The sequence below is a fragment of the Streptomyces macrolidinus genome (assembly GCF_023887685.1).
Taxonomy (GTDB): Bacteria; Actinomycetota; Actinomycetes; order Streptomycetales; family Streptomycetaceae; genus Streptomyces; species Streptomyces macrolidinus.
The window spans coordinates 1-1,736 of record NZ_JAMWMR010000087.1; the positions used below are offsets into that span (position 1 = coordinate 1).

Below are 1,736 nucleotides of genomic sequence, written 5' to 3' on the forward strand. Positions count from 1 at the left end.
GCGCGGAAGCCCGGCTCGCGGTCCAGGCGGCGCCAGCCCGCCTTGGCGCGGCCTCGGTGGGCCGGGGTCGTGGAGGGCGGCTGGGCGGCGGCGCGGGCCAGGAGGACGGCCGTGATGGCGGCCACTTCCTCGGGCTCGGCGTAGCCCTTCTCGACGCGGATGTCGGCGTTGCTCATGGGTGTGGGTCTCCGTAAGAGAGGGGTCCGCTACTGCGGCGGGTTGCCGTGCTTGCGGGAGGGCAGGTCGGCGTGCTTGGCGTGCAGCATCGCGAGCGACCTGATCAGGACCTCACGCGTCTCGGCGGGGTCGATGACGTCGTCCACGAGGCCTCGTTCGGCTGCGTAGTACGGGTGCATCAGCTCGGACTTGTATTCCTTGACCATCTTCTGCCGCATGGCCTCGGGGTCCTCGGCCGCGGCGATCTGGCGGCGGAAGATGACGTTGGCGGCGCCCTCCGCACCCATCACGGCGATCTCGTTGGTGGGCCAGGCGAAGGTGAGGTCGGCCCCGATGGACTGGCTGTCCATCACGATGTAGGCACCGCCGTACGCCTTGCGCAGGATCAGCGAGATCCTCGGCACGGTCGCGTTGCAGTAGGCGTAGAGCAGCTTCGCGCCGTGCCGGATGATTCCGCCGTGCTCCTGGTCGACACCCGGAAGGAACCCGGGAACGTCCAGGAACGTCACCAACGGGATATTGAAAGCGTCACACATCTGCACAAATCGCGCAGCCTTTTCCGACGCCTCGATGTCCAGCACACCCGCGAGCGTCTGCGGCTGGTTGGCGATGATGCCCACCACCTAGCCGTCGAGACGGGCCAGCGCGCAGATGACGTTGCGCGCCCAGCGCTCGTGGACCTCCAGGTACTCGCCGTCGTCGACGATCTCCTCGATGACCTTCGTCATGTCGTAGGGCCGGTTGCCGTCCGCCGGGACCAGGTCCAGCAGGGCGTCACCGCGGCGGTCCGCCGGGTCCGCGGTCGCGACCCGCGGCGGGTTCTCCCGGTTGTTCTGCGGGAGGAGCGAGAGGAGGAAGCGCACCTCGGCGATGCACGTCTCCTCGTCGTCGTAGGCGAAGTGGCACACACCGGAGGTCTCGGCGTGCACATCGGCGCCGCCCAGCCCGTTCTGGCTGATCTCCTCACCGGTCACGGCCTTGACCACGTCCGGGCCCGTGATGAACATCTGCGAGGTGTCACGGACCATGAACACGAAGTCCGTCAGCGCCGGGGAGTAGGCGGCGCCGCCCGCACACGGGCCGAGCATCACCGAGATCTGCGGGATCACCCCGGAGGCCCTGGTGTTGCGCTGGAAGATGCCGCCGTAACCGGCGAGCGCGCTGACACCCTCCTGGATACGGGCGCCCGCGCCGTCGTTGAGCGAGACCAGCGGCGCACCCGCCGCGATCGCCATGTCCATGATCTTGTGGATCTTCGTGGCATGGGCCTCGCCCAGCGCACCGCCGAAGATACGGAAGTCATGGGCGTAGACGAAGACCGTACGGCCCTCCACCGTGCCCCAGCCGGTGACCACACCGTCCGTGTACGGCTTCTTGGCCTCCAGGCCGAACCCGGTCGCCCGGTGCCTGCGCAACTGCTCGACCTCTTGGAACGAGCCCGCGTCCAGCAGCAGCTCGATACGCTCACGCGCCGTCAGCTTGCCCTTGGCGTGCTGCGCCTCGGTCGCCTTCTCGCTGGGGCCTGCCAGGGCCCGCGCACGCATCTCGTGCAGCTCGGC

Annotated in this window: 1 protein-coding gene and 1 pseudogene; both read right to left on the reverse strand. The window is 68.8% G+C overall.

Annotation, left to right across the window (positions count from 1 at the left end):
- The coding region (locus NGF19_RS30315) for an acyl-CoA carboxylase subunit epsilon (RefSeq protein ID WP_252429134.1) at window positions 1–176 on the reverse strand (176 nt) is incomplete at its 3' end.
- 30 nt (window positions 177–206) lie between these two features.
- A pseudogene (locus NGF19_RS30320) lies at window positions 207–1,736 on the reverse strand (acyl-CoA carboxylase subunit beta); the annotation flags it as partial.